Source organism: Verrucosispora sp. ts21 (genome assembly GCF_002879555.1).
Classification (GTDB): Bacteria; Actinomycetota; Actinomycetes; order Mycobacteriales; family Micromonosporaceae; genus Micromonospora; species Micromonospora gifhornensis.
In genome coordinates, this window is record NZ_PNOZ01000049.1 from 21,032 (window position 1) to 47,870 (window position 26,839).

Genomic DNA, 26,839 nt, shown 5'->3' on the forward strand with positions numbered 1-26,839 from the left:
GCCAGGCTGACGTGCGATGGCTCGGTAGGATCCGCACGGCGGTTGAGCAGAGGAGTTGCCATGCAACCGGACGGCCCCTACCGGTACACCCATCTGCTGGGTGGATCGCCGGTCGGCAAAGCATGGGCGGCCCTCGACCAGCAGGGCCGGTTCGTGACCGTCGCCGTCCTGGACGCCACTGTGGCCGCCGCCCCCGGCTGGCGGGAGGCCTTCGCCGGGATCGTCAACCACCTCGCCCAGACCCCCGGCGGAACCCCCTTCGTGTACGCCGACTTCTCGGCGGCCGCCCCGTGGGTCGCGTACGGCCCGGAGGCCGGCCCGGCGGCGGAGAAGCTGTTCCAGGCGCTCGGCGTCGCGTACCAGCCCGTGCCCACCGCCGCCCCACCGGCGGTGTCCCCGCCCGTCTCCGGCGTTCCCCATCCGGTTTCCGGCGTGCCGCAGCCTGTCTCCGGCCTCCCGCAGCCGGTTTCCGGGGTCCCGCAGCCCGTCTCCGGTGCTCCGCAGCCCGCGTCCGGCCCGCCGCAGTCGGTTTCCGGTCCGCCGCAGGCGGTCTCGGGTCCGCCGCAGCCGGTGTTCGCGGCGCCCCAGCCGGCCGGGCCGGTATCCGCACAGCCGGTCTACTCGGACCCGGTCTCGGGCGCGCCGGCCTCGCCCGGCTTCGGCCCCACCGTCGACGATCCGCTGCGGCACGACCCGTTCAGCTCGCCGGCCCGCCGGATCCAACCGTCGACCTCCCGCAAGCGCCAGGGCGGCCTCTGGATCGCCATCGCCGCACTGCTGCTGGTCGCCGCCATCGGCGGAGGCGCCGGCATCTGGGCCATCTCGGCGGGCGACACCGACACCCCGCCCGTGACCACCGCACCGAACGACACCCCACCCCAGCCAGGGCTCAAGCCCTGGGCGGAGGCCACGCCCCGCAGCCCCGCCGAGCACGCCCTCGCCACCGCCGCGCCGGCCATGGTGTTCCTCGAGGCCATCTTCACCGGCTACGTCCGGAACAAGCAGGACAACGCCCTGCTGCACGCCGAACCCTTCACCTTCAGCCGTCGCTGCACCGGTGTCGTAATCAACCGTGACGGGCATCTGCTCACCAACGGCCAGTGCGTGGCGCCCACTGTGGGCATCCTGCTCGAACACGCGCTCGGCTCGCTGGCCGACACCCTGGTCGCCGACGGCAAGCTGAAGGCCGGCGAGGTCGGCGGATATGTGCGAGGCCGTCTGGCGAGCAGCGCCTTCACCGGCCCGGATGCCGGCACCGAGCCGGCTGTCACCCTGCACGGACAGCTGAACGTGTCCCAGGGCGACCTCAAGGACGACCCGGCGATTGCGGGCAGCGTCGTGCGGACGTTCACCCTGGAGGAAGGCAACCTCGCGCTTGTCAAACTCAACCAGGCCGGCCTTCCGGTCGCCGAACTGAACCCCTCCGCCACCATCGCTGCGGGGACGGCGCTGCACGTACTCGGCTACGCCACCACCGACGCGGAATACCGCTCCGCCACCTACACCGTGCGTTCCGCGCCGGTCGAGGTGACCGAGGTGGACATCGAGTCCTCGGTCTACCGGATCAGCGCGGACATCGGGGGGTACTCACGTGGCGGGATCGCAATCGACCCGCAGGGGCGGGTGGTCGGGATGCTGGACAACGACCTGCTGGCGCCCGAACGGCCGAACCGTCTCGTGGTACCGGTGTCGCGGATGACCAAGCTGCTCGACGCGGCCGGTGTGGAGAACCAACTCGGCGAGCCGGACCAGACCTACCGCAGCGCTCTGGAGACCTACTTCGGCGGTGACGAGGCGAAGGCGGCCCGGCAGTTCGCCCAGGCCGCGGAGCAGTCCCCCCGCAACGCGTTGGCGACGGCGTACCGCGAGGCGGCCGTCGCCGCCGGGGGCGACACCTCCGGGCGGCCCGGTTGGGCGGTGCCGGTACTCGTCGTCGCCGGCGTCGCCTTCCTGGCCGGGCTCGGGGTGCTGATCTGGTCTCGCCGACGGCCGAACCGGTAGGCGGCCCGGCCGTCGACGATCCGGTCAGTCCTGCTTGACCGCGATCTCGCACACGTCGAGTACCCGACGCACTGCGCTGTCCCAGGTCAGCGACGACCGGTAGTGGGTGAGCGCACCGAGGCTGAGGTCGGCGTAGCGATCCGGCGTGGCGAGCAGGGCGGCGATCTCGTCGGCGTACTGCTGTGCGGTGGCGTCGACCGGCAGGAGGATCCCGCTGCGGTCATGCTGCACGACGTCCGGTACGCCGTCGACCGCACTGCCCAGCGACGGCAGAGCGTACGCGGCGGCCTCGGCGAACACGATGCCGAACGGCTCGTTGCGGGTCGGTAGCAGGAACAGGTCGGCATCCGCGTAGAGCCGTTGCAGCCGGTTCCGGTCCGCCTCGCGGTCCTGGTGCAGGAAACCGTGGTAGGTGACATGGTCACGTCGCCACGAGTCGTCCGGTGGCTGTACGCCGACCACGTCGAGCTGTACCGGGATTCCCCGGCGGTGCAACTCGTCGGCGATCAGCACCGAGCGGTCCACACCCTTGCGTTCCCACTTCACCCCCACGGTCAGCAGCCGTGGTGGGTCGCCGATGCGCGAGCGCGGTCCCGCCGCGGTCGCGGTCAGGTTGGCGCCGAACCCGATGCGGTGCAGCCGGGACGGGTCGACCCGGTACCGGGTGGCGGCGTCCTCGTACGCGACTGTCGACGACATGACCACTGCCGCCATCTGGCGCAGCGACTCACCCTCGACCGGTTCGACCTGGCCCCGGGTGCGGCCGGAGAGGTGCTGCCAGTGGGGTGCCCGCTCCACCCGCTGGGCGTAGGTGGCGTCGGTCCAGATCACCGCCGGGACGTCACCGGGCTCGACACCGAGGGTGTGCCAACCGAGCAGCAGCAGCAGATCGGCGTTCGCCTGGCGGGCCTGCGCCTGGATCTGCCGGGTCAGGTGGCGCACCAGCCGGGGCTCCACCTCCCAGTTCAGCTTGTGTCCCGCCCGCTTGGAGGCCGCCGCGACGAGCTTGCCGGAGCGTACGAGCAGGGGCGACGGCTCATCGAGCACCACATGATCGACGTCCAGGTCGCGCATCGTCCGGACCACGTTGGCCGGGATCCCCGACCAGGTGTGGACGTCGTCGGCGCGTCCTTCGACGGCGGACACAGCGATTCTCATGGCGGGGATTCTGCCGTAGCGCCGCCGATGGGTGCGGGCGCGGGCGGTCGCCTCGTGCTAGTCCTCGGGTTCGCCGAGAACCGGTGCCAGCGCCTCGTCGAACAGCGGTGTCAACTTGCGGGCGTACTCGGCCGTGACATGGTTGCCGTCGCGTCGCACGACGACGCCGCCGACGAAGATCGGGCAGCGACCGGCCTGACAGAACCAGTCCGTGGTGGCGATGTGCCAGGTGCCCTGCCCGCCCCAGACCCGCCGGTCGGCCTCGGCGTACGACCGGTATTCGGCGTCGAGCCGCGACACGCAGTCCTCGGGGGTGGAGAGCCGGGTGATGCAGCTCTTCGGATCCTTACCGGACGGTGGCGGTTGCAGGGCGATGACCTTCGCCGCGCTGGCGAGCCACTGCTCCCGGGCGAGGTGGGCGGCCCGTTCCCAGTCCGGCAGCGACGGGCGGCCGCCGACGTCGGCGAACCGTTGGTGGTAGGCGTTGCTCACCACCACCAGATCCGGCCGCCGGTCCTCGATGAACGCCCGTACCGTCCGCCGATGCCCCGGGCAGGCTCGGGTGATGCGCTCGATCGGCGAGACGGTGTCGGCGGCGAGGAACGGGCAACCGGCGTACGTCAGGTCCTGGACCATCCACCCCGCCGGCTCCAGGGACCGGCGCACCAGCGGCAGCCAGGCGCTGGCGATGGAGTCGCCGACGACCACGGCCAACCTGCGCGGGCGGGGGCCCGTGACGGCGCAGTCGTTGCCGTCCCGGATCGCCGGCCGGCAGCCCTGCCCGTCCCCGTCGGTGAAGCGCAGGCTGCCCAGTTCACCCGGGGGAGGAGTCAGCACCGGCCAGTCGCCGGCGGCCAACGCGGTGGCGATCTGCGCCGTCAACTCGTCCTGAGAGGTGATCGCCACGGTCTCCGGCGGCTGCGGCGCAGGCGGGCGGGTCGCCGTCACCACGACCGTGACCACCAGGCTGAGCACCGCCACCGGCGCGGCGTACCGACGAACCACCGTAGCCCTGGTCCGCCGGGTGGGTGTCCCCGGCTGCCGTCGCTCCAGCCAGGCCGACCGACGAACCGGATCCTCCACGAAGTGGTACGAGAGCACCGAGAGCAGGACGGTGCCGCCGAGCGTGAGGACCGCGACGGCCGTCCCGCCTGCGGGGATCACCGCGCCGATCAGGATGAGCAGCGGAAAGTGCCACAGGTAGAGCGAGTAGGAGATGTCGCCGACGTACCGGAGCACCCGGTTGGTCAGCGGGAACATCAGACGCTGCCCTCCGACACCCCCGGCGATGACCAGCCCGGTCGAGATCACCGCCAGCAGGGCACCTGGCACCGGGAAGGGCGACTCGGCGGTGATGGCGAGCACCGAGACGACCAGGCCGGTCAGGCCCAGCCACTGGTACGCCGGGCGGGCCGGAGCCGGTATCCGGGCCAACAGCGGTGCCAGCACCGCGAGCAGGGCGCCGACACCCAGTTCCCAGGCCCGGGAGAAGGTCGAGAAGTACGCAACCGTCGGGCGATGCTCGACCTCCCAGAGCGCGAACAACACCGAGCCCAGCACGACCGCGACGAGCACCGGACCCGTCACCCACCGGGCACTGCTGCCGTACCGGCCCCGGCGTGCGGCCAGGCCCAGCACCACCACCAGCAGCACCGGCCAGACGAGGTAGAACTGCTCCTCGACCGACAGCGACCAGTAGTGCCGCAGCGGCGAGACCGGGCCGTCGGTCTGCCAGTAGTCCGCACCGGTGGAGGCGAATCGCCAGTTGGCGGCGAACAGGGCGGACCAGATGGTGTCCCAGGCCGTCCACCTGACCCGCTCGCCGATGAACAGCAGCGACGAGGCGAGGAAGGTGCAGCCGAGAACCAGCATCGCCAACGGCAGGATGCGCCGCGCCCGCCGACGGTAGAAGTTCGCGAAGGAGATCCGACCGGTGCGGTCGTGCTCGTCGAGCAGGAGGCCGGTGATCAGGAAGCCGGAGATCACGAAGAAGACGTCGACGCCGACGAACCCGCCGGCGGGCCGGCCGAAGACGTGCTCAAGGACCACCACCACGACCGCGAAGGCCCGTAACCCCTGAATGTCCGGACGGAACCTCGGCCGTGCAGCGGTGGGTTGCCGGGCGACGAAAGGGTCGCCCGGCACCGTACGGATTGACGTGGCCCGGTCAGTCTCGCGCATCAGGCGTGGCATGGCCGATGGGCGGTCGAGCGGCTGTCCGGCGCAGCCGGGCCAGCGGTGCCGCCCGGCCGGCGCCGGCTGCCGAGGCGGCGACCGGGGTGGAATCCGTCGGCCCGGCCGTGGACGTGATCAGGACCATCAGGACGAAGATCCAGGTCAGTCCGTCGACGGAGAGCGGGTTCCAGACCACCTCGGTGAACGAGTAGACGATGAAGAGCGCCACCGGGGCCTTGGCGGTGAACGCCCGACCGTCGACGACCGGCGCGCGCAGCAGCGCGGCCAGCAGGAACGTCAACAGCGCCAGGCCGACGAAACCACCGGAGAAGATCGCCAGTACGTAACCGGAGTGGAAGAAGTGGTACGGCGCCTCGCCGATGTCCCGCAGGTAGTACCACTTCGAGACGCCGACGCCGGTGGCCTCCGACCCGGCGATGTACTCCCGCACGTGGACCCAGATGTTGCCCCGGTTGCTCAGCGTGGTGCGGGACGCGCTCCAGGTCAGATAGGTCGCCGTTGCGGCGGCCCCGACGACCATCGCCGCGCAGAGGGCGAGGTTGATGTGCGGGTACGGCCGACGCCGTTGCAGCAGCATGGCACCCAGCACCCACACGCCCGCCGCGGCGAGCGCGAGATAGCTGGTCCGGGACCCGGTGGCGACGATGATCAGCAGACCGAACGCCAGCACCGCCACCCGCTCCGCCCGACGTAGCGCACAGAAGGCGGCGACCACGGTGAACGAGGCGATCAGGGCGACGTAGTTCTCGGAGTTGTAGAAGCTCTTGAACAGTGCCCCCGCGACCGAGCACTTCTCCAACTGCCCGCCGGTGCAGGCCCGCCACGCCTGTCCGTAGACGGCGGTCGGGATGGTCAGCACCGACAGGACGGCCAGCCCGGCGTACGCCATCGCGCGCAGGCTCACCGCGGTGCCGGCCGCCATCAGCCAGGCCGCGACCAGGAGCAGACCTGCGGTGGCGTAGGCCGGCATCCTCGACCCGTACACGCCGTCACCGGAGAGGAGGTCCACGCCCAGGCACCAGACGAGCAGTGCTGCGGCCAGCCCCAGGCAGATCCGCCGCCAGAACTCGGGCGGCGCCCACAGCCGCCGCCGGCCGACGGCCACCAGCCAGGCGACAAGCGCGAGCACCAGCAGGCCGATGAGCGCCGACGAGTGCTCACCGGCGATCGCGGGCGCGGCGTTCGCCAGCACCACGAACCCGAGGAATGCGACGGCGTTCGCGCCGCTGCCGAAGGCGGCCACGACGGCCCGACGCGCGTGGACCAGCCAACCGGCCGCCACGAGGCCACCCGCGCTGAGCAGGACGGCGAAAAGTGTGGTCACCTCAGACCCTTTCCATGGAATGCGGCGAAGGAGGTGCGCCGGCCCGGTCGCGGCGGACGGCGGCGGCGAGACAACCCCAGAGCAGTACGGCGAGCAGCGCGTCGCAGACCAGGCTGGACACCACCGCACCCTGCCACCCGTAGACCGGGATGAGCCACAGGTTCAGCAGCGCGTTGAGTACGCCGATGCCGATCTGACAGATCGTCCGCCGGCCCTGCATCCGCGCCCCGGAGAGCGCGTCGGCGGCAAGGTAGTGCAGCGACTTCAGCACCAGCAGCGCGCTCAGCCCCTGGAGTGCCGGAATGGCCGCCTCGAAGTCGGGCCCGAAGACCAGCGGCATCATCCAGGCGAACGCGACAAGCAGCAGGCTCACCGGCACGCTGAAGGCCAGGAAGCGCGGCACCAACCGACGGGCCATGCGCAGCGCTTCCCGGGGGCCGTTGCGCCCCGCCTCGAAGAACCCGGGGTAGGCCACCGCGCCCATGGTCCGGGCGGGGGTGTACGCGAGATCCACCACGCGGTAGGCCGCGGCGTAGATCGCGGCGCTTTCCGGGGTGCCCAGGCGGGACAGCATGACCTTGTCGCTGTCGTTGTACACCGACTGGGCGGAGAGACCGACCGCGAACAACATCCCGGTGCGGGCCTGCCGCATCGCACCCCCGACGCCGAGGGACGCGACGGCGGCACCACTGAGCCCGGCCAGGAGCACCGGCAGGCACACGACCACGGAGATCACCACGGACGTGGTGGCCCAGCCGTGCAGCGTGACCGGCTCGTCCGAGAGGGCCAGCACCGCTGCTCCGGCCAGTCGACAGACATGCAGCAGGGCGGGAATGAGGGCAGCCAGCATGATCCGGCCACGGACATGGAACGAGGCGGCCACGGCTTCGATGAGCCGCCAGGCGACCAGGTCCCCGAAGGCGAGACAGAGCAGGTCGACCAGGCCGATCTGCGCGCCCCAGATCGCCAGGCCGGCGGCGCTGACCAACACGGTGGCCGCGCCGCCGAAGACCGTCGACAGGAACAGGCCACGGCACAGGTGGCGGGGCCAGTCGGCCGGCGAGTCGGCGTAGTTCTGGATGATCAGGCTCGGCGCGCCGGCCGACGCGAAGGGCGACACCACCGCGATGAGGGCCGTGACACCGACGAACAGGCCGTAGGTGTCGATCGGCATTTCCCGGGCCAGCAACACGAACAGCACGCCCTGGGCGAGGGTACGCAGCAGGTTGCCGGTGAAGAACTTGCCGAACTTGCGCAGGAAGCTGTCGCCGTGACCGGACGACCGGCGCGGGTCCGACCCCTGCGTACGCTCGTCGGGCGTGGACCCGTCCGCCTGTCCTGCCACGGCCGTCACCTCAGGGCCTCCACCCATCGGCGGCCCACCTCGGCCGGATCCAGTGTCGTGCGCCGGTTGTGCCACGCCTTCTCGAAGTCCGTGACGGTGGGCCGCTGGTCGCCGGTCAGGCGTACGACCGCGTCGGCGAGCGCGGCCGGTGAGGTGTCCCGGGCCAGGATGCCCGGCACGAACGTCGGGATCATCTCGTCCACGGCCGGTACCGGCAGGGCGGCGACGGGCAGCCCGGCCTCGGCGGCCTCCAGGAGGCTGAAACCGAACGTCTCGGCACGGGACGGGTGCACCAGCACATCCGCCTCCGCGAGCAGCCCCGCCACCTGCGGCACCCGACCCAGGAAGGTGGTGCGCCCGGTCAGCCCGAGCGCGGACGCCCGCTCGTGCAGGAGTTCACGCTCCGCGCCGTCGCCGGCGAGGGTCAGGTGGTAGTGCGTGGGTAACAGCGCCAGGGCTTCGAGCGCACCGAGGTGATTCTTGATCGGGCGGAACGCGCCGGCGGTGACGAGCTTGATCCGCTCGCGGTCGGCGACCTCGCGGGGCGGCACGAACGGCGTGGGCGGCAGCACGTTGGGAATGGTCAGCACCGGCTGCCCCGGAGCGAGTTGCCGTACGGTGCGCGCCACCCCGTCGGAGACGGCGACCACCAGATGCGGCCGGAGTCCGTTGGTCCGGGCCAGCCGGGCGAGCGTGCGGACCCGGCGATCTAAGCGCAGCCGTTCCGGCAGCAGCGAATGTTCCCAGCCGACGAAGCTACGACCGGAACCGGCCAGGGCGGCACCGACCGGCAGGCTGGCCCACAGGCCGCTCGCCACGATCCGGACGTCCGCCGGCAGGCTCCGCAGCCGACGCCGCAGCGGCGGGACCGCCTCCAGCAGGCGGGTGATCCGGGTACCCAGCCCGAGGGTGTCGACTGTTAGGTCGTCCAGGCCGGGTGGGACCGAGCGGGACAGCACGGTCGCCGAGACCTCGACGCCCTGGTCCTGCAAGGCCCGCATCAGCAGCACGGCGGCACGTTCCATGCCGTAGAGCGGCTCCAGTTGGGCAAGCACGAAGTGCACGCGCATCAACGGGTCCCGTCGGCCTGGAGCGGGTCGGTGCCGCCCGTGGTCCGTGAGCCGCGCATCGCCACCCGCTCCAGCGCCGACCGGGGCACCAGCCCGAGCGCCGCGAGGACGGCGTTGCGGGCCGACGGGGGACGGTTACGGCGGATGGCCCGCACCATCTCGCGTACGCCCTCGCGGTCGCGGGCCTGCACCGCGTAGCGCAGCGTCTGGGCGGCGATGAAGTCGGAGAACGTCTCCGGTGCCCACACTCCCTCCCAGCGTTGCGCCCAGTCCCAGGAGGTACGCCAGTCCGCGCTGGCCGAGATCGATCCCGGGCTGCCCACCGTGTAGATGGCGGTGGCCTCCTCGATCTGCACGATCTTCGCTCGCGGGATCCGGGCGGCCCGGACGAGCCAGTCCCAGTCCTGGTGCCGGGGGAGCGTTTCGTCCCACGGGCACTGCCGGGCGAGGTCGGCGGTGGTCAGCAGCGTCGAGGTGGGCAGCGACTGGCGACCGACCCCGAGGTGCCGCCGCCGAAACAGGTAGTCCTCCGGCAGCGCACCGTCGGTGATCAGCGTGGTCGGTACGGCGGTCGGCAGCGGGCTGCTCCCCGCCTTTCGTTGCAGCGTGCGGGAGGACACCACGGGCAGCCAGCCCTCGCCGGCCAGCCGTTCCAGGACCGGCAGCTGGGTCGCGAGCTTGTGCGGCAGCCAGGCGTCGTCGTCGTCCAGAAAGGCGATGTGGCTGCCCGGCGCGGCGTGCTGGACGCCGAGGTTGCGTGCGTACGAGCCGCGCCGACCGCCGCCGGTGCAGACGATCTCGTCGATCTGGTCGCGCAGCTCCGTCACACCGGCCGGCACCTCGGCCAGGTCGCAGACCACCACCAGGTGCACGGACACACCCTGCTGGGCGCGGGCCGTGGCGACCGCCTCCGCGAGACTGGGGCGACCCGTCGTCGGGATGACCACCGAAACGTCCGGCATCGGATTCTCCAAGAATTGGGCTGGGCGCCACCATGCCGAGTGGCGGCGCGTACGGCGAGGACCGTCGATGCGCATGTCCCGAAGCCGACCGGAGCGGAGCCTACCGCCCACCCGAACCCGGGCGCTGACCGGTCGATCAGCGGCCACCGCCGCGGAACACCTCGGCCACGGTCCGCAGGAGCACCTTGGCGTCCAGCCACAGTGACCAGTTCTCGATGTAGTAGTTGTCGAACCGGGCCCGGTCGGAGATCGGGGTGTCCCCGCGTAGGCCGCTGACCTGGGCCAAACCCGTCAGCCCGACCGGCACCCGGTGGCGCATGGCGTAGCTCGGGTACTCGGCGGAGAACTTCTCGACGAAGTACGGCCGCTCGGGCCGCGGCCCGACGACGCTCATGTCGCCCTTGAGGATGTTCCACAGCTGGGGCAGCTCGTCCAGCGAGGTGCGCCGCAGGAAACGACCGATGGGCGAGACCCGCCGGTCGTGCGCGATCGACCAGTTCGTCTGGGATTCGTGCTCGTTGAGCGGCCGCATGGTGCGGAACTTGATGATGTCGAAGGGCTTGCCGTGCCGACCGATGCGTTCCTGGCGGAAGAAGATCCCCCGGCCACCGTCGAGGAACGCCAGCCCCGCGCAGAGCAGCAGGATCGGGCTGAGCAGCAGCAACGCCGTCGCAGCGAAGATCACGTCCGAGGTGCGTTTGAGTGCCCAGTGTGGTCCCGACAGCGTCGTGTCACCGACCTTGACGATCGGGATGGCGCCGATGTGGTCACCGTGCGACCGGGACCCCCAGAGTCGGGGTGCCGCCCACAGGTCGCAGGTGGCGACCTTCGGGTGGCGGAGGATCTCCATCAGCACCAGTTCGGGGCACTCCGGATCGGCGATGATCAGCACATCGCACTCGGTCAGCCGGACCAGGTATTCGAGTTGGTCGAGCGTGCCGATCAGCGGTGTGGTGGCCGTGGCCGTCGCCGAAGGACTGTCGACGTGGCCGACGAACCGCAGGCCGTACCGGGGATAGCGGCGCAGGAGTCGGGCCAACTCCACGGCGGTCGGGCCGCTGCCGATGACGATGGCGTTGTGTTCCACCCACCGTTGCCGGCGGGCCAGCGTGGCGATCTCCCGGGTGAGCAGGCGACCGGCGAGCACGAGGACGGCGGCCACCGCTATGCCGCGGATGAACTCGACGAGGTATTCCGGCGAGTCGTGGCGCAGCGCGGCGATGATGACGACGATCGCCGCGGCGGCCAGCAACCGGCCGCAGAGGCTCGGGATCTCATCGAGGATGCTCACGTGCCGGCGGGCCTGGTAGAGCCCGCCGGCGGCGAAGATGGCCACCGTCAGGGTGGTCATGACCAGGGTGCCGCGCCAGTACTGCTGGTCGATCAGCAACGGCGACAACAGTGCGGCGACGTCGACGGGTGCCGTCAACATCCAGGCGCGCAGGCCTCGGGTGCGGGTCGAGGTGCGGGAGCCGGGGTAGGGGAGTACCGCCGTCGCGTCCAGGCCGGGGCGCGCCGTGTCGCCGTTCTCCGCAGGTGTCGATCCGGTCTCGAAGGCGGGGCTCTTGTGCGGAGGCTCCGCGTCGTCGTCGTCCGTCTCCGTCGACTCCGATCGGTGCTTCAGGCGCGGTGCCCCGTCCTCGCCGGGTGCGATGGTGGCCGGGAAACCCATGACAGGTTGCCTCGACATGTGTGGACCCTCCCCCGTGGAGTGACATCCGTTGACGCCTGAAGGGTCACCGGAGCGAACGCAGGATACGGCGGCTCCGGCGACAGACGCCAGAGCCGCCGGGACAATTCATGCCTTATTTGCCTAGGCTGAGAATTTCCTTGACCGCGTCCCGCCGAACGGCGTCGTAGAAGTCCGCCGCTTTGTCCGAATCGTCGAAGACGACGCTCTCGCTGCCGACTCGTCCGGTCCCCTTTGTTGGATTGGTCATGAAGGTCAGATCGTTGCCGCGCAGGCCTCGCAGGTCCATTGCCATGTCGACAAGGGACATCTTCTTGTCGACGGATACGGCGCTGGAGGTGGCGCGGACGAAGGAATTGAGATTGCTGGGATTTGTCAGAATCCCACCTGAGGCGGCTTTGTCCAGAATTGCCTTGATGACCTGCTGCTGATGCTTGATCCGGGTGAAGTCGCCGTCGGCGAACTGCTTGCGTTGGCGGGAAAAGTCCAGCGCGGTTGCCCCGTCCATCCGCTGTCTGCCCTGCTCGAAGGTGCGGAAGGGTGGGTGGATCGAGGTGAACTTCTTCTCCGAGTTGACCTCGATGCCACCGAGAGCGTCGATGATCTCGGTGAACCCGGCGAAGTCCACCATCAGCACATGGTCGATCCGGACCTTGGTGTACTGCTCCACGGTCTGCACCATCAGCGGCAGGCCACCCCAGGCGTACGCGGCGTTGATCTTCGCGTCGCGCCCGCCACGCCCTTCCTTGGTGCGCGGGATCGAGACCCAGGTGTCCCGGGGGATGGAGACGAGTTGCGCGCCGGAACGGTCCTTCGGCACGTGCGCCAGGATGATGGTGTCCGCGCGGGAACCGCCGGTGCTCTCCGGATCGCGCGAGTCGCTACCGAGGATCAGCATGTTCAGGGCACCCGCTTCGACGACCTCGGGCCGGGTCTCCTCGGGTATGCCGTCGAACGCGTCGAGCCGCTCGATGTCCGACTCGACCGACTTGAGATAGAAGCCGGCCGCCACCACTGCGCCGACCCCGACCAGTGCCAACACCAGCACGCTGATCAGCGTGATCCGCAGCCACCGTCGGCGCGGCTTCTTCGCCGTGGGGTCCGCCGTTGTCTCCGACCCGTCGGTGTCCCCCGCCGGCAGTGTCTGCTCCGGGACGACCGTCCCGGCCTGCTCTCCACTCGACATGGGCGCGATGCTACTGAACTTCACTTATGCGGGCTGCCCCCGCATGTCGGGAATCGAGCCGCCCGCCGGTCATCGTGTTACCCCAATGTTTCGGCTGGTCTGGTACAACCCACAAGTGGATGCCGTCAAGCTGCGTCGGGCCATCGCCCGGACCCGTCTCGCCCCCGTTGCCGCTTTCCCGAAGCGGCTGGTCACGGTGGCCCGCCACGACGCCAAGGTGCTGCGCACCTCGGCCCGATGGCTGCTCGCCTCCCGCGAACACCACAACTACACGTACGAGCTGACCAAGCTCAGCCGTAGCCACCTGGCCTGGTTCGTGAGCGTGGTGTGTGACATGCCGGTCGCGCAGGTCCGCGGGTACCTGGACGAGATCGAGTCGGACGACGCGCTGCGCCAGCACATCGCCGCCACCATCGGCAGCGCCGCGCGCCGTGGCCTGGCCGACAAGCAGGTCCGGTACGCCCGGCGCATCGGGTGGTACGCCATCGTGCGCGCCCGCCGACCCGCGCACATCGTGGAGACCGGTGTCGACAAGGGACTGGGCAGCTGCGTCCTGGCCGCCGCCCTGTTGCGCAACGCCGCCGAGGGCCACCCCGGCCGGGTCAGTTCCATCGACATCAACCCCGAGGCCGGCTACCTCGCCCGGGTCGCGCCCTGGTCCGAGGTGATCGACCTGGTCATCGGTGACTCGGTCGAGTCGATAAGCGCGTTGGACAAGCCGGTCGACCTGTTCCTGCACGACAGCGACCACAGCCGGTCGTACGAGAAGCGCGAGTTCGAGGCAGTCGAGCCGAAGCTGGCCCCCGGGGCGATGCTGCTCACCGACAACGTCACCCACACCAACGTGCTGGCCCGGCACGCCGAGCGCACCGGCCGGAAGTTCCTCGCCTACCGGGAGACCCCGGCGAACCACTGGTACCCGGGGGACGGCATCGGCGTGGCATGGTGACCGGGTGCGGCTCAGTGAGATCAACACGTACCCGGTCAAGGGCTGTCGCGGTCTGACCCACGACGAGTCCGAGGTGCGGCCGTGGGGGCTCGACGGCGACCGGCGGTGGATGCTTGTCGACGCCGACGGTGTCGGAGTGACCCAGCGGGACACCACCGCGCTGGTCCGGGTGCACGCCCGCCCCGAAGCCGGTGGCCTGCGGCTGAGCGCCGCCGGTCACCCGGACCTGCTGGTCCCGGAGCCGGCCGGCGTCCCTCCGGTGCAGGTGCGCACGTTCCGCCGCCGGGTGCTGCGGGTCGACGCGTTGCCCGCCGGCCCGACCGCCGACGCCTGGCTCGGTCAGGTGCTCGACCGGCCGGTCCGTCTGGTCTGGCTGGCCGAGCCGGCCCGGCACATCGAACCGGGCCGCAAGAAGCACGACCCGGGCGACCAGGTCAGCTTCGCCGACGCGTACCCGGTGCTGCTGACCAGCACCGCGTCGCTGGCCGCCCTCGGCGAATGGCTCACCGAGGCCGGCGCGGACCCGGTCCCGATGGCCCGGTTCCGGCCCAACCTGGTCGTCGACGGGGCGCCCGCCTGGGCCGAGGACGGCTGGGAGGGGCGGGAACTGCGGATTGGCGGCGTCGCGTTCCGGGCCGCCGGTCCGTCGGCCCGCTGCCTGGTCACCACCACTGACCAGGAGACCGGCGTACGCGGCCGGGAGCCGCTGCGCACCCTCGCGCGGCACCGCAACGTCGACCGCCAGCTGCTGTTCGGGCTGAACCTCGTGCCGCTGGAGTCCGGCCGGATCAGCGTCGGCGACCCCGTCTTAGCTTTCGCTTAGGTCACTTGTCCGATATGGCCGTCGTCGGGCAGCATCGGTGCACGTGACCGACGGAACCGACGGCCCCGCCGCACGGACAACAGCCAGCCGTCCCCGTACGGGTCGCTGGCTGGCAGGCGGGGCCGTGGTCGTCGTCGCCACGGTCCTCGGCCTCACCCTGGCGCTGCGTTCCGGTGCCGCGCCCGCCTGCGCCGCGCCCCTCGCCCCGCCCGCAGCTTTGCTGGCCCTGCCGGCTGCCGGCACCCTCCACAAGGGCAAGGCGACCTTCTACGACTCGACGGGTACGGACGGCAACTGCTCCTATCCGACCGCCCCTGCGGGCCGGCTCTACGTCGCACTCGGCCCCGACGAGTACGCCGACGGCGCGGCCTGCGGCGGATATCTCGACGTCACCGGGCCCAAGGGCACCGTACGGGTCATGGTCGCCGACCAGTGCCCGGAGTGCGCACCCGGACACCTCGACCTGTCCAGGGAGGCGTTCACCCGGATCGCCGACCCGGTGCGCGGCGTCGTCGACGTCAGCTACCGCCTGGTCGTCGACCCGCCGCTGACCGGCCCGCTCACCTTCCGGATCAAGGAGGGTGCGTCGCAGTGGTGGTTCGCGGTCCTGGTGGCTGGGCACGGCAATCCGTTGCGTGCCGTCGAGGTACGCCAAGGCAGTTCGGGCAACTGGCGGGCAGCGAGCCGGCAGAGCTACAACTACTGGCTGATCGATTCCGGGGCCGGCCCCGGCCCGTTCCAGATCCGGGTCACCGACATCCGGGGCCACCGGGTCACCGCCTCCGGCATCCGGATGGCCCCCGGCCAGGTCCAGCGCAGCACGGTCCGGATGTACGGCGGCACCTCGGGCGGGTCGACCACCGCGCCCGCCTCGACCACCGCGCCCGCCTCGACGACCGCGCCTGCCTCAACCACCGCCCCCGGGCCGCCCTCGTCCAGCCCGAAGCCGACCGCCCGCGCGTCGGCACGCCCGTCCCCGTCGACGCTGGCACCGGTGGGCGCGTCAGCCTCACCGACGGTGATCGCAGCCCCGGACCGGGAGGCGGTGGCACTCGCGTCGATCCAGCCCGACGCGGGACCCCGAGGTTGCGCCTGACCGCGCTCGTATCCGCGGCCGCCTGCTCGCGCACCGCGCTGGTCGGCGAGCTTACGGACGCTCAGGTCAGCGGGTCGAGTCCGCGGTGGTCTGCTGGGGTTGATCCTCGCCGAGACCGAGCCACATCAGGATCTCGTCCCGGTCGTCGCCGGGGGCGACCCGGATCGCGCCGGGCCACCGGCCCACCTCGCGGTAGCCGAGTCGCCGGTAGAACCGGTCCAGCCCCAGCCCGTCGCGCACCGTCACGTGCAGTGCCGCCAGCCCGAGGTCCCGCCCGATCTGCGCGGCCGTACGCATCAGCGCGTCGCCGACACCGCGTCCCTGAACGTCCGGGTGGACCATCACCCGGGTGAGGACCCGCAGGTGCCGCTTCAGGTGGAACCGTGGATCGGTGAAGATCGCCATGGCGACCAGTCGGTCGTCGTCGTACCCGAGCAGCAGTCGGTCTGGGCCGTCGGCGATGCCCGCGAGGGTCGGGTCGGCGATCGTCCGCACCTTGTCGGCGGTGACCGGTGCCACGAAGCCGACCGCGCCGCCCGCGTTTGTGACGTCCACCCAGAGCGCGACGATGTCGGCGCGCAGTTGCGGGGTGAGTTCGGGGTCGAGGACGAAACGCAGGGTCACCTGCACATCCTCGCCAAGTCGCCGGCCCGACGCCCGTGATCGTGATGCGCCCGACAGGGCAGAGGGTGTTGGTGCGGGAGGGGGGATTCGAACCCCCACGTCCTTTCGGACAATAGGACCTAAACCTACCGCGGCTGCCGTTACGCCACTCCCGCCGGCACTGAGAGTCTAGGGCGTCGCACCGGCCCGCTGTCGAGGCCTCCGAGGGTGTGATCGACACCGTTGCGGCGTAGTGGCGGTCTCCCGGTCGGGGCGATACCGCCACTACGCCGTAACGGAGTCGATCACACTAGGCCAGTCCCCGCGCCGTGCTGGAGTCGATCACGCCAGCTCAGTCGAGGCCGAGGTCGCGACGCAGCTTGGCGACGTGGCCGGTGGCCTTGACGTTGTAGAGCGCCCGCTCGATCTTGCCGTCCTCGTCGATCACGAACGTCGAGCGGATCACACCGGTGACGGTACGGCCGTACGACTGCTTCTCGCCGTACGCCCCGTAGGCGGTCAGCACCGTCTTGTCGGTGTCGGCAGCCAACGGGAAGGTGATCGCGTCGCGCTCGCGGAACTTGGCGAGCTTCTCCGGCTTGTCCGGCGAGATGCCGATCACCTCGTAGCCGGCGGCCTGGAGCGAGGCGAGCGAATCGCGGAAGTCGCAGGCCTGCTTGGTGCAGCCGGGGGTCATCGCCGCCGGGTAGGCGTACAGGATGACTTTGCGGCCGCGCAGGTCGGCCAGGGTGACCTGGTCACCGGTGTCGGTGGGGAGGGTGAACTCGGGCGCCGGGTCACCGGGGGAGAGGCGAGCGGGTGCGGTCATGGCCCGACCATACCGCCGGGCCGCGCCGACCTCACCGACCGCCAGGCCGACCGGGCTGAGCCGGGCCAACGGCTCCCTCCGACAGGCCGGGCTCAGCCGGGCCGAGGGCTCGGCCGGGCCAAAGGCTCCCCCAGGCCGAGGGCACAGCCCGACGCTCGGCATTCCGCTGGAATTAACACAACTGTGTTGTTGCCATCTATAGGCAACAAGGTGAGGCGAGAAATACGCTCGGTCTGCCGGCGAGCGTGGGCCCGCCGTCCCGTGGGAGGTCACGTGGAAAACCTGGCCATGCACATCTCGAACGGCATCATCAACGGTCCGGTCGCCGCCCTCTTCGCGGTGATCGCCCTGGCCGCGCTGGCGCTCGCCGTCCACCGTGGACGACAGGACCTGGACGACCGGCTGGCCCCGATGGCGGGCCTGGTCGCCGCCTTCATCTTCGCCGTGCAGATGCTCAACTTCCCGATCTTCACCGCGGGGGTCAGCGGCCACCTGCTCGGTGGCGCGCTCGCCGCCATGCTTGTCGGCCCCTGGGTCGGCGCGCTCTGCATCGCCGTGGTGCTCGTGGTGCAGGCCCTCGTCTTCGGCGACGGCGGGGTGGCCATGCTCGGGCTCAGCATCACCAACATGGGGGTGATCGCGGTCGCGGTGGCGTACCTGCTGATCGCGCTGCTGCTGCGGGTGCTGCCGCGTACCCCTGCCGGGTTGGCCGTCACCGCCTTCGTCGCCGCGCTGGTAAGCGTGGTGGTCGCGGCGATGGGCTTCGTCCTGCAGTACTGGCTCGGCGGCACCGCCGACCTCGGCGGCAACCTGGCCGGGCTGGCCGGGACGATGGCCGTGTCCCACCTGTTCATCGGCATCGGCGAGGGCCTGATCACCGCCACCACGGTGGTCACCGTGGCGAAGGTCCGACCCGATCTGGTGTACGCGCTGCGCGCCCGTAAGCCGGTCAGCCCGGCGTCCGTCCCCGCCGTCGGAGGTGTCCGGTGAAGCGTTTCTGGGGTTTCCTCGCAGGCGGGTTGCTGGTGGCCCTGCTGCTGGCCGGCGTGGTCAGCAACTTCGCCTCGCCGCACCCGGACGGACTGGACTCCTCGCTGCGTGAGGGCTGCACCGTCGACGCCGACGGCGAGATCACCGGCGGCAGTTGCCCGGCCCAGCAGGAGAAGGAGCACGAGATCGGTGGGCCGCTCGCCGACTACGGCATCGCCGGCATCGACAACGACGTCCTCTCCACCGGGCTGTCCGGCGTACTGGGCGTCCTGCTGACCTTCGCCCTGGCCGGCGGCGCGTTCTGGCTGGTCCGTCGGCGCGACACCGACCCGACCCCGCAACAGGTCGGCCCGACTCAGGAACCGCTCGACGCGGACCGGTCGGGCACACCCGCGTCGAGCCAGGGGTAGCGCCGGTGGGTGCCGGGCACGCCCACGTGCTCTACCGGGAGTCCGACTCGCCGGTGCACCGGTTGCCACCGGAGGTGAAGATCGCGGCGATGGTGGCGTTCACCGTCGCCGTGGTCGCCACCCCCCGGGCTGCGTTCTGGGCCTTCGGCGCGTACGCCCTGATGGTCGCGGTGGTGGCGGCGGTGGCCCGGGTGAGCCCGCGATGGCTGCTCACCCGGTCGGCGATCGAGGTGCCGTTCGTGCTGTTCGCGGTCGCGTTGCCGATCATCGGTGCGGGCGAACGGGTCGACGTGCTCGGCCTCAGCCTTTCCACCGAGGGCCTCCATGGCGCGTGGAACATCCTCGCCAAGGGCACGCTCGGGGTCTGGGCGTCGCTGCTGCTGGCCGCGACCACCACCACCCGTGACCTGATCGTCGGGCTGGACCGGCTGCGCTGCCCGCAGATCATCACCCAGATCGCCACCTTCATGCTGCGCTACCTCGACGTGCTTGTCGGCGAGGCCCGCCGGATGCGGGTCGCGCGGATCTCCCGGGGCGACGACCCGCGCTTCCTGTGGCAGCTGCGCGGCTTCGCCGCCGGCATCGGCGCGCTGTTCCTGCGCGCCTTCGAACGCGGGGAACGGGTCTACCTGGCGATGCTGTCGCGCGGTTACACCGGGCGGATGCCGGCGGTGTGGCAGGGGGCCGGGGCGGCCACCACCGGGCAGTGGCTGGTGGCGGCGACCGTGCCGCTGCTGGCCGGCACCGTCGCCGCCACCGCCGCCGTACTGACATGATTCACGGTGTGGCATCGACCGCACCCAGCCTCGACGTCCGAGGCGTCCGGTACGCCTACCCGGACGGGCACGTCGCCCTGCACGGCGTGGACCTGACGGTGGCCCGGGGCGAACGGGTGGCCCTGCTCGGGCCCAACGGCGCCGGCAAGACCACCCTGGTGCTGCACCTCAACGGCATCCTGAGCGCCACCGAGGGCAGCGTCACCGTCGGCGGGCTGCCGGTGACAGGCGACCGGGCGCGGCTGGCCGAGATCCGGCGGCGGGTCGGCATCGTCTTCCAGGACCCCGACGACCAGCTCTTCCTGCCCACCGTCGCCGAGGATGTGGCGTTCGGGCCGGCCAACCTGGGGCTACGCGGGGCGGAACTGGCCGCCCGGGTGGACGAGGCGCTGGCCGCGGTGGGCATGTCCGAGCATCGTGACCGCGCCCCGCACCACCTCTCCTTCGGCCAGCGCCGCCGGGTGGCGGTGGCCACCGTGCTGGCGATGCACCCGGAGATCCTGGTGCTCGACGAGCCGTCGTCGAACCTCGACCCGGCGGCCCGCCGGGAACTCGCCACCATCCTGCGCGCCCTGCCGGTGACCCTGTTGATGGTCACCCACGACCTGCCGTACGCGTTCGAACTCTGCGACCGGTCGGTGATCCTCGACGGCGGCCGGATCGTGGCCGACGGGCCCACCGCCGACCTGCTCGGCGACACCGACCTGCTCGCCCGGCACCGCCTCGAACTGCCGTACCCGTTCAGTCCCGCTCGGAAGTGACAGTCGCGGCGGGTGCCGGGGTCGATGCGGCGGCCGCGCGGGCGGCGGTGTGCAGCCGCAGGACGGCAGCGGCCAGCGCCCCCGCTCCGGCCCCGACGGCCAGGACCACAAGCACCCGGGCGAGCGTCGGTGGCCACGGCACCGGCACGACGGACCGGGCGAGCAGCGCCGCGTTCGTCACCCCGGCGAACAACGCCAGGCAGGCCCCGGCCAACGCCAGCGGAAAATCGGCACCGGTGCGACGGCGCACCGCCCACCCGGCGGCGGCGAGCGCGCCGAGCCCGGACAGCAGCGTCCACACCGGCCCGGTCAGCAACCCGAGCAGCACCGCGCCGACCCCGGTCGCGCCGGCGTCCAGCGTCCGGCCGACCGCGAGCAGCACGGCCGCCACCCCACCGACGGCCAGCAGAGCGCCGAGGCCGGCCGACGCCCGCCGGCCCGGGGCCGAAGCCGCCGGTAGCAGGCCGAGCGCACCCGCCGCGAGCGCGCCGACGATCGCCACCACCCACCACGGGTACGCGTCCGGCGGCGGCACCCAGTGCAGGCTGCCCCGGATCTCCGCCAGCCCGTCCGGGTCACGCAGCGGCACGACCCAGTCGCGTACCCGGTGCTCCCGGTCGGGTGCGGCGCGGACCTGGGCGGGCGGTCCGGCCTCCCGCCAGAGTGCCCGCTGGTCGTGCCAGCGGGCGGTCGAACCGGACTCGACCCGACGCCACTGCGGTGCGGCGGCCGGATCCACCTCCGGCGGCAGGACGGTCTCCCCGGCGATGGTGCGGTTCAGGTACGTCGCGGGGGAGCGGGTGTTCTCGTACACCCCGTCCGGTCCCACCCGCAGGTACGGCTCACCCGAGTAGCCGATCACCTCCACCGGCTGGTCACCGGTGTTTGTCAGTTCCAGCCGGGCACCCGCCTCGATCACCCGTACCGAAAGCTGCGGGCGGTCCGGGGCCACGGCGCTGATCTTCACCCGGTAGTCGGTCCCGTTCGGGGCGTCGGCGCCGTGCGCCACCGCCGGAGCGGCGGTGGCGATCAGCGTGGTGACCAGGCCGGCGAGCAGCAGCCCGGCCCGGGTCAGCAGGGCACGGCTCACCGCCCGGCCGCCTCCACCGCAGCGGTGATGTTCTCCGGCGTCCACTCCCGCACCTGCTCGCCGTTGACCAGGACGGTCGGGGTGCCGGTGACGTTGGCCTCGGTCGCCTTCTCGCTGACGTGCGAGGTCCACGGCTTGTACTTGCCGTCGCGTACGCAGCTGCCGAAGCTGTCGCGGTTCAACCCGACCTCGGCCCCGATGTCGATCAACTCGTTGTCGCTGAGCTGCGCGCCGTTCTCCGGCGGCTGCTTGTCGAACAGCGCCTTGCTGAACTCGGTGAACTTGCCGCCCTCGGCGGCACAACCGGACGCGGCCGACGCGCGGGTCGAGTACTGGGTGCTGGAGAAGCGGTTCAGGTAGGCCACCGGGTGGTACACCACCCGGGCCTTGCCGTCGCTGACCAGCTGTTCGATCGTCGCGCCACTGGTCTGCTCGAACTGCTTGCAGGCCGGGCAGAGGTAGTCCTCGTACACGTCGATGGTCACCGGTCCGCTGCCGACCACGATGCCGGTGCCGTCCTCGGTCGCCCCCGGCGGAGCGATGAAGGTTCCGGAACTCTGACTGGACCAGACGCTCCAGCCGATCAGGCCCGCGACCACAAGCACCGCGACCGCCCCGATCGAGACCCACAGCGTCCGCTTGCGCCGCCGTTCCCGGGCCAACTGTTCCCGGACCACGCGGGCCGCGTCCTTGCGCCCCTTGCGACTACTCATCCTCGTCCTCCACCGGTTCGCCCGTCAGCGCGCCGTCCACCGAGACGGCCGTGCGGGGCCAGATCAGCAGGAACCCGGCCAACGCCAGGAAACCCAGATCCCGGAGGATCTCCGGGAGATAGCTCGGGGTCTGCCCGGGCGGCAGCGCGCCGCCGGTGCCGAAGCAGCCACAGTCGATGGCCAACCCGCGCGACCAGGCCGAGATGATGCCCGCGATGAAGACCACCAGCAGCGCCGCGGAGACCCCGGCGACCAGTCGGGTGGCCAGCCCGAGCAGCAGCAGTACGCCGAGCGCCAGCTCGACGAAGGGCAGCGCCGCCCCGACCACCACCGACACGTCGTACGGCAGCACCTGGTAGGCGTGCACCGCCCGGCCGGAGGCGGCCAGGTCACCGACCTTCGTCGCGCCCGCGTACAGCCAGACGGCGGCCAGCCCGAGGCGGACGACCAGCCCGAGCCAGGGCAGCAGCTTCCTGTTCACCCGGCCAACGCCTCACCGACGGCGTTCACCAGTTCGCTGCGCGCGCGGGCGACCCGGGACCGGATCGTGCCCACCGGCACCCCCTCCACGGCGGCGGCCTCCGCGTACGACAGACCCAGCAGTTGGGTGAGCACGAAGGCGCCCCGCCGCTCGGTCGACAGCCGGCGGACCAGGTCGGCCGCGCCGAACTGCCCGGCCGGGTCGGGGTGCGGCACATCGGTGTACGCGTCGGCGGTGAGCCGCTGGGCCAGCCGACGTCGGCGGACCACCGTGCGCAGGTGGTCGGCGCAGGTCCGCCGGGCGATACCCAGCAACCAGGTACGGGCCGTGGAACGTCCCTCGAAGGCCGGCAGGGCACGAAACGCCCGCAGGTACGTCTCCTGGGTCAGATCGTCGGCGCTGTCCGGATCGACCAGTGCCGCCGCGAATCGCCACACCTCGGCCTGGGTGGCCCGGACGAAGTCGGCCTGGGCGGCCGGATCGCCGTCGCGTGCCGCCAACGCGGCGACGGTGGCGATGTCGGCCGTCTCCGGGTACTCCTGGGCGCGGCGGTCGGCCGCGTCGGAGTCGGCGGCGGCGCTGTCGCGTGGGGCGGGGATCACGACAACCCAGGTTACGCGGCAGCGCGCTGAGCAGCAGGGTCCTTCGGCCCTTCCCATGCAATGCGCCACGCCGGGAACTTTTTCACCTCAGCGTCCGACTACCCGAGCATGACTCCCGGCCCTGAATCGGCGAGCATGGCCAGCATGACTGCCGCCCCTCGCCGCCGATTCGCCCGGCTGACCGCCGCCGCCGGTCTGCTGGTGACCGTCGTGGCCCTGCTGCTCGCTCCGGCGAGCCCGGCCGCGGCGCACGCCGTGCTCTCCAGTAGCAGCCCCGCCGCCTCGTCCGTGGTGCCGAACGCGCCGACCGAGGTGGTGCTCACCTTCAGTGAGCCGGTCCGCAAGGTGCCGGACAAGATCCGAGTGATCGCGCCGGACGGATCGCGGGTCGACCGGGGTGAGCCCACCTTCGCCGACAGCGTGGTGAGCATCCCCGTCGACAACTCCGCCGGCAACGGCACCTACCTGGTCACCTACCGGGTCATCTCCGCCGACAGCCACCCGGTCTCCGGGGCGTTCACCTTCTCCGTCGGCGCGCCGTCCGAGCCGCCGGTGGACACCGGCAACGACAGCCGGGCCGACCCGGTGGTCAGCAACGCGGTGAAGGTCAGCAAGTTCGTCGGGTACGCCGGACTGCTCCTGCTGGTCGGCGCGACGCTTGTGCTCGCCCTGCTCTGGCCGCGTCGACTGCCCCGGACCGCGCCGGCCCGGCTGGCCTGGATCGGCCTCGGGCTTGTCGCGTTGTCCACCGTCGCGACGACCCTGTTGCAGGTGCCGTACACCAATGGTGGCGGCCCGTTCGACATCACCGGCGCCGGCCTGGGCCTGGTGCTCGGCAGCACGTTCGGTGCCGCCCACCTGGTCAGGTTGGGGCTGCTGGCCGCTGCGGCGGTCCTGCTCCGGCCGCTGTTCGCCGGCTCGGTGGGCCGTACCGACCTGATCATCCTCGGGGTGCTCGGTGGGGCGGCGCTGCTCACCTGGCCGCTGGCCGGGCACCCGGCGGCCTCGCCCGCCCCGGCGGTGTCGGTGCTCGTCGACGCGGTGCACCTGGGCAGCATGGCCGTCTGGCTGGGCGGTCTGGTGATGCTCGTGGTGTTCCTGCTGCCCCGGGCCGACGAACGGGAGTTGGGCGCGATCCTGCCGATCTGGTCACGGTGGGCCGCCCTGGCGGTGTCGGCGCTGCTGCTCGCCGGGATCGTCCAGGCCCTGATCGAGGTGGCCACCCCGGCGGCCCTGGTGAACACCACGTACGGCCGGCTGGTGCTGGCCAAGGTCGGGCTGTTCGCACTGGTGATCGCGGTCGCCGCGTACTCACGGCACCTGGTCCGCAAGCGGATCGCGGCCAGCCACCCGGCACCGATGCGCCGGGCGGTCTGGGTCGAGTTGGCCGTCACCGCGGTCGTGCTGGCGGTGACCTCGGTGCTGGTGCAGACCCCACCGGCCCGTACCGCCGGTGCCGACGTGGCCGGTGCCGAGAGCGGCTACTTCACCACCACCGTGCAGAGCAGCCTCTACTCGATGCAGATCGAGATGGCCCCCGCCCAGCGGGGCAACAACTCGGTGCACTTCTACGCCTACACGCTCGACAACCAGCCGCTGCCGATCAAGGAGTGGAAGGCCACCGTCGCACTGCCGTCGGCAGGTATCGAGGCGATCGACGTACCGCTGCTGCCGCTTACCGACAACCACGCCACCGGTGAGATCAACCTGCCGTCGGCGGGGGAGTGGGAGCTGCGGGTGACCGCTCGTACCACCGAGATCGACCAGGCCACGGTGACCGCCACCGTGGACATCCGATAGAGAGGGTTCCATCGATGATCCGTCACCGGCGTACCGTGGGTGCCGTTCTGGCCCTGACGCTCGGCACCGTCGCCACGGCCGTGTTCGGTTTCGCGGCGCCCGCGTCGGCGCACGTGTCGATCAGCCCGAGCGAGGCGAAGCAGGGCGGCTACGGCCGCTTCGCGTTCCGGGTGCCGAACGAGAGTGACGAGGCCTCGACCACCAAGCTGGAGATCTTCCTGCCGGAGAACGCCCCGGTCGGCTCGGTGTCGACCATGCCGGTGCCTGGCTGGACCGTCGCGGTGGAGAAGCGCCGGGTCGACCCGCCGGTACAGGTGCACGGAGCCGAGATCTCCGAGGTGATCTCCAAGATCACCTGGACGGCCGGTGCCGACGCGGCGATCGCCCCGGGCACCTTCCAGGAGTTCCCGGTCTCCATGGGCCCGCTGCCCGACGTGGACCAGATGGTCTTCAAGGCGCTGCAGACCTACTCCGACGGCGGTGTGGTGCGCTGGATCGACGAGCCGCAGCCGGGTGGCGAGGAGCCGGCCACCCCGGCGCCGGTGCTCACCCTCACGGCCGCGACCCCCACGGCGGAGCCCACCGGCGCGCCCACCGCATCGCCCGGCGCGCCCGCCGAGGCAGCCGAGGACGACGACGCGGACGGCAACGGGCTCGCGGTCGGGCTCGGCGTCGCCGGGCTGGTGGCCGGACTCGCCGGGCTGGTGCTGGGCGGCCTGGCATTCGCGCGTACCCGCCGGGTCGGTGGTCCCGGCCAGGGCGGCGAGGCGACGGCGGCCTCCTGACCCCCGACACCGCTCACCATGAGACCCGCCGGATGCTCCCGGCGGGTCTCGTCGTTCCCGACGGTCCTCCTCCCGCGTTCCCGACGGTCCGCCTTTCGCCTGTCCAGTGATCCGCCTTTCGCGTGTCCGGCGGTCCACCTCCCGCGTGTCCGGCGGTCCGCCTTTCGCGTGTCCTGCTGTGCCGACAGTCCGTCGCGGCTGTGCCGAGGCTCCGTCGGCCGCGTTGTCCGCCGAGAACACACGGTCTTCTCCGCGTGCCTGCCGGATATCCACTGCTCAGCCGTTCGTCGTGGGTAAGGTCGGCCGGGTAGTTGGCTACGGAGAGGGATTTGGCGGATGCGTTTCGTGTGGACGCTGGCCGGAATGTTGTCGCTGGCCGTCGGCATCACCGCGCTGGTCGGCGCCGCCGCGCTCGGCCTGCTGACCGGTCACGCAGACCCGGGCGGTGCCTACGCGGCTCGTTTCGAGACCGTGCAGACCACCGGGCACGCGGTGGTGGTGACCGACCTCGACGAGCTGGTACGCCAGGAGGTGCCGTTCGCCGGTGTCGGCGAAGCCCGGATGCAACTTGACGCCCGTACCCATGACGGCCCGGCCTTCGTCGGCCTGGCTCCCGCCGACGAGGTACGACACTGGCTGGCCGGCGCGCCGTACGCCGTCGTCGAGCGGATGGCGCTGGCCCGGGGCCCGCTGCCGGTCCGACTGACACCGGTCACCCCGTCCGAAGGCGAGCCGCCGACCGTACCGGCCGGACCCGGCGCGCAGACCTTCTGGGCCCGCGCCGGCAACGGAACCCTGGAATGGACCCCCGACGAGCTGGCCGGGCAACGGCTCAGCCTGGTGCTGATGCGCACCGACGGTCGCGCCGACCTGACCCTGGAACTGCGAGCCGAGTTGCGACCCGGCTGGCTGGCCCCGGCCACCTGGGGCTCGCTGACCGCCGGCATGCTGCTGGTGATCGTCGCCGCGCTGCTCCTGCTGCGCCCGGTACGCCCCCGCGAAGTGATCATCGTGGTCGAGCCGGACCAGGTGCCGATGCTCGCCGGTCGTCTCGGGATCAGCTCGCTCAGCGGCCTCGGCACCCCGCCCCCGAACCGTTTCGCCGAGCGGCAACTCGTCGCGGTGGGCAGCACCCTGCCCGCCACCCGAGCAATAGCCCCCGTACCCCGCCCCCAGACCCTCGCCGACCTCCCCGCCCC

General features: G+C 71.6%; 24 protein-coding genes, 1 tRNA gene and 1 pseudogene. 11 read left to right on the top strand and 15 right to left on the bottom strand.

Annotated features, from left to right (window positions below):
• Positions 1–60: 60 nt before the first annotated feature.
• Positions 61–2,001, top strand: a complete 1,941-nt coding sequence (locus C1A38_RS20680) for a trypsin-like peptidase domain-containing protein (RefSeq protein WP_102659411.1) — start codon at positions 61–63, stop codon at positions 1,999–2,001.
• Positions 2,002–2,025: 24 nt separating this feature from the next.
• Here C1A38_RS20680 and C1A38_RS20685 read toward each other — a convergent pair whose 3' ends face one another.
• The 8 genes from C1A38_RS20685 to C1A38_RS20720 all read right to left on the bottom strand — a co-directional run bounded on the left by C1A38_RS20685 (position 2,026) and on the right by C1A38_RS20720 (position 12,932).
• Positions 2,026–3,159, bottom strand: coding sequence for a glycosyltransferase family 4 protein (locus tag C1A38_RS20685; RefSeq protein WP_102659412.1), 1,134 nt, complete (start codon positions 3,157–3,159; stop codon positions 2,026–2,028).
• A 57-nt stretch (positions 3,160–3,216) separates the two neighbouring features.
• Positions 3,217–5,340 carry an acyltransferase family protein gene (locus tag C1A38_RS20690; protein ID WP_158244924.1) on the bottom strand — a complete coding sequence of 708 codons (2,124 nt, stop codon included), beginning with the start codon at positions 5,338–5,340 and terminating at the stop codon, positions 3,217–3,219.
• Positions 5,327–6,679 (bottom strand): O-antigen ligase family protein, encoded by a 1,353-nt coding sequence (locus tag C1A38_RS20695; protein ID WP_102659414.1) that lies wholly within the window; start codon positions 6,677–6,679, stop codon positions 5,327–5,329. Before C1A38_RS20695 ends, C1A38_RS20690 begins: the two co-directional genes overlap by 14 nt.
• A 1-nt stretch (position 6,680) precedes the next feature.
• Entirely contained in the window at positions 6,681–8,024 is a 1,344-nt protein-coding gene (locus C1A38_RS20700) for a lipopolysaccharide biosynthesis protein (RefSeq protein ID WP_158244925.1), read from the bottom strand.
• Positions 8,025–8,029: 5 nt separating this feature from the next.
• Positions 8,030–9,094: a glycosyltransferase gene (locus C1A38_RS20705; protein WP_102659416.1), complete on the bottom strand. Its 1,065-nt coding sequence runs from the start codon at positions 9,092–9,094 to the stop codon at positions 8,030–8,032.
• A complete protein-coding gene (locus C1A38_RS20710) occupies positions 9,094–10,056 on the bottom strand; it encodes a glycosyltransferase family 2 protein (RefSeq protein WP_158244926.1) in 963 nt (320 codons plus the stop codon). Before C1A38_RS20710 ends, C1A38_RS20705 begins: the two co-directional genes overlap by 1 nt.
• 136 nt (positions 10,057–10,192) lie before the next feature.
• Positions 10,193–11,488 carry a sugar transferase gene (locus C1A38_RS20715; protein ID WP_102659431.1) on the bottom strand — a complete coding sequence of 432 codons (1,296 nt, stop codon included), beginning with the start codon at positions 11,486–11,488 and terminating at the stop codon, positions 10,193–10,195.
• 373 nt (positions 11,489–11,861) lie between these two features.
• A complete protein-coding gene (locus tag C1A38_RS20720; protein ID WP_233196929.1) occupies positions 11,862–12,932 on the bottom strand; it encodes an LCP family protein in 1,071 nt (356 codons plus the stop codon).
• Positions 12,933–13,047: 115 nt separating this feature from the next.
• Between C1A38_RS20720 and C1A38_RS20725 the strand changes: the two genes are divergently transcribed.
• The 3 genes from C1A38_RS20725 to C1A38_RS20735 are packed head-to-tail and all read left to right on the top strand — an operon-like array spanning position 13,048 to position 15,800.
• The gene (locus tag C1A38_RS20725) at positions 13,048–13,881 is read left to right on the top strand and encodes an O-methyltransferase (protein ID WP_102659433.1); all 834 of its coding nucleotides are present in this window, start codon (positions 13,048–13,050) and stop codon (positions 13,879–13,881) included.
• 4 nt (positions 13,882–13,885) lie between these two features.
• Complete coding sequence (locus tag C1A38_RS20730) at positions 13,886–14,704, top strand: MOSC domain-containing protein (RefSeq protein ID WP_102659418.1); 819 nt, start codon at positions 13,886–13,888, stop codon at positions 14,702–14,704.
• Positions 14,705–14,747: 43 nt separating this feature from the next.
• Complete coding sequence (locus C1A38_RS20735) at positions 14,748–15,800, top strand: expansin EXLX1 family cellulose-binding protein (RefSeq protein ID WP_233196930.1); 1,053 nt, start codon at positions 14,748–14,750, stop codon at positions 15,798–15,800.
• A gap of 66 nt (positions 15,801–15,866) precedes the next feature.
• Here the strand turns inward: C1A38_RS20735 and C1A38_RS20740 are convergent, their stop codons facing one another.
• The 3 genes from C1A38_RS20740 to bcp all read right to left on the bottom strand — a co-directional run bounded on the left by C1A38_RS20740 (position 15,867) and on the right by bcp (position 17,232).
• Positions 15,867–16,424, bottom strand: coding sequence for a GNAT family N-acetyltransferase (locus C1A38_RS20740; RefSeq protein WP_102659434.1), 558 nt, complete (start codon positions 16,422–16,424; stop codon positions 15,867–15,869).
• A 69-nt stretch (positions 16,425–16,493) separates the two neighbouring features.
• Positions 16,494–16,579: transfer RNA gene (locus tag C1A38_RS20745), tRNA-Leu, on the bottom strand.
• Positions 16,580–16,755: 176 nt separating this feature from the next.
• Positions 16,756–17,232: a thioredoxin-dependent thiol peroxidase gene (bcp, locus tag C1A38_RS20750; protein ID WP_102659435.1), complete on the bottom strand. Its 477-nt coding sequence runs from the start codon at positions 17,230–17,232 to the stop codon at positions 16,756–16,758.
• 273 nt (positions 17,233–17,505) lie between these two features.
• On the opposite strand from bcp, the gene C1A38_RS20755 reads away from it, so the two are divergent.
• From C1A38_RS20755 to C1A38_RS20770, 4 genes are read left to right on the top strand one after another with little or no spacing between them, the layout of a single operon-like run.
• Positions 17,506–18,222 carry an energy-coupling factor ABC transporter permease gene (locus C1A38_RS20755; protein ID WP_102659420.1) on the top strand — a complete coding sequence of 239 codons (717 nt, stop codon included), beginning with the start codon at positions 17,506–17,508 and terminating at the stop codon, positions 18,220–18,222.
• Complete coding sequence (locus C1A38_RS20760; protein ID WP_102659421.1) at positions 18,219–18,632, top strand: PDGLE domain-containing protein; 414 nt, start codon at positions 18,219–18,221, stop codon at positions 18,630–18,632. The genes C1A38_RS20755 and C1A38_RS20760 overlap by 4 nt, the downstream gene beginning before the upstream one ends.
• Before the next feature lie 5 nt (positions 18,633–18,637).
• Entirely contained in the window at positions 18,638–19,408 is a 771-nt protein-coding gene (gene cbiQ / locus C1A38_RS20765; protein ID WP_102659422.1) for a cobalt ECF transporter T component CbiQ, read from the top strand.
• The gene (locus C1A38_RS20770; RefSeq protein ID WP_102659423.1) at positions 19,405–20,169 is read left to right on the top strand and encodes an energy-coupling factor ABC transporter ATP-binding protein; all 765 of its coding nucleotides are present in this window, start codon (positions 19,405–19,407) and stop codon (positions 20,167–20,169) included. Before cbiQ ends, C1A38_RS20770 begins: the two co-directional genes overlap by 4 nt.
• Here C1A38_RS20770 and C1A38_RS20775 read toward each other — a convergent pair.
• From C1A38_RS20775 to C1A38_RS20790, 4 genes are read right to left on the bottom strand one after another with little or no spacing between them, the layout of a single operon-like run.
• Complete coding sequence (locus C1A38_RS20775; RefSeq protein ID WP_233196931.1) at positions 20,150–21,259, bottom strand: hypothetical protein; 1,110 nt, start codon at positions 21,257–21,259, stop codon at positions 20,150–20,152. The genes C1A38_RS20770 and C1A38_RS20775 overlap by 20 nt on opposite strands.
• Positions 21,256–21,972 carry a DsbA family protein gene (locus tag C1A38_RS20780; protein ID WP_102659425.1) on the bottom strand — a complete coding sequence of 239 codons (717 nt, stop codon included), beginning with the start codon at positions 21,970–21,972 and terminating at the stop codon, positions 21,256–21,258. Before C1A38_RS20780 ends, C1A38_RS20775 begins: the two co-directional genes overlap by 4 nt.
• Complete coding sequence (locus C1A38_RS20785; RefSeq protein ID WP_102659426.1) at positions 21,965–22,453, bottom strand: MauE/DoxX family redox-associated membrane protein; 489 nt, start codon at positions 22,451–22,453, stop codon at positions 21,965–21,967. The genes C1A38_RS20780 and C1A38_RS20785 overlap by 8 nt, the downstream gene beginning before the upstream one ends.
• A complete protein-coding gene (locus tag C1A38_RS20790; RefSeq protein ID WP_343898576.1) occupies positions 22,450–23,055 on the bottom strand; it encodes a sigma-70 family RNA polymerase sigma factor in 606 nt (201 codons plus the stop codon). The genes C1A38_RS20785 and C1A38_RS20790 overlap by 4 nt, the downstream gene beginning before the upstream one ends.
• 135 nt (positions 23,056–23,190) lie before the next feature.
• Here C1A38_RS20790 and C1A38_RS20795 point away from each other — a divergent pair, with 135 nt between their 5' ends.
• The 3 genes and pseudogenes from C1A38_RS20795 to C1A38_RS32485 form a co-directional block, all read left to right on the top strand.
• A complete protein-coding gene (locus tag C1A38_RS20795) occupies positions 23,191–24,855 on the top strand; it encodes a copper resistance CopC/CopD family protein (RefSeq protein WP_102659427.1) in 1,665 nt (554 codons plus the stop codon).
• A 14-nt stretch (positions 24,856–24,869) separates the two neighbouring features.
• Positions 24,870–25,640: a YcnI family copper-binding membrane protein gene (locus tag C1A38_RS20800; protein ID WP_102659428.1), complete on the top strand. Its 771-nt coding sequence runs from the start codon at positions 24,870–24,872 to the stop codon at positions 25,638–25,640.
• An 864-nt stretch (positions 25,641–26,504) separates the two neighbouring features.
• Positions 26,505–26,839 (top strand): annotated as a pseudogene (locus C1A38_RS32485) (hypothetical protein); the annotation flags it as partial.